At 54.4% G+C, this 854-nt stretch carries 1 protein-coding gene; it reads right to left on the bottom strand.

Features of this window, described 5'->3' with window-relative positions; genetic code table 11:
- Window positions 1-673, bottom strand: a 673-nt coding sequence (locus ABRP88_RS11365) for an HNH endonuclease signature motif containing protein (RefSeq protein WP_349837260.1), incomplete at its 3' end; no start/stop codon positions are given.
- Window positions 674-854 lie beyond the last annotated feature (181 nt).

Genomic DNA, 854 nt, shown 5'->3' with positions numbered 1-854 from the left:
TGTGTTTGTTTCTTTTGTGTGTGAGGAATTGTTTCCAGGTGTAGTGCCAGTGTGTGTTTGTGGTGGCTAGTGGTCCTTTCGGGTGGTCTGTTTGGTAGGTTCCGTCGGTGTGTAGCCAGGCGATGGTGCCGGTTATTGGGTCCATGATGTAGTGGACTCGTTTGTCGGTTTTGATGTTGTGGTGGTGTTGGCACAGGGTGACGAGGTTGTCGGGGCTGGTGGGTCCGCCGTTGTTGTATTCGATGCGGTGGTCGAGTTGGCATTTGTGTGCTGGTGTGGTGCAGCCGGGCCAGCGGCAGGTGAGGTCTCTGCCTTGTGTGTAGGCGCGGATGTGGCTGGTGGGCTGGTAGCTTTCGGTGTGGTCTGGTTTGAGTTGTCGGGTGAAGGTATCGATGCCTTCAAGGTTAGTCATCGTGGACCAGCCGTAGCCTGGGAAATACACTTTCGCCTCACCAGCACCAGCACCGGCACCGGCGGCGTTATTGTCGCCGGTGGTGTCGGTGGTGAAGGTATTAATCGCGACTTTGGTATGCGTGTTGTCCAGGATGAGTTGAATTAAGGCTTCACCGGCACCGCACCTGTTGTTGTCTGCTTGGGTGTCGATATGGCGGGCGATGATGGCAGCAGTAGCTTTATCACACGTCAAACTAATCGTGGCCCGGTTATTGTGCACAGCTACGTTGAGGGTGGGTTCGACCTCGTCAGTATTGAAGTGCCCCGGGTTTTGTTCCTAGGCGTTTGCCTTGATTTCTATTATTGCTTGCGGCGGGTGCTGGTCGAGAGTGTCTAATGGTTTGTGTGTGGGAACCCAACCCGCATAAGGAGATGAACCAGAATGACTACTATGGCGAGAC

This window comes from Corynebacterium sp. KPL2734, from assembly GCF_040225595.1.
Taxonomy (GTDB): domain Bacteria; phylum Actinomycetota; class Actinomycetes; order Mycobacteriales; family Mycobacteriaceae; genus Corynebacterium; species Corynebacterium rhinophilum.
Note: the sequence above shows the minus strand (reverse complement) of the source record. Positions and strands in the feature narration are given on the sequence as shown.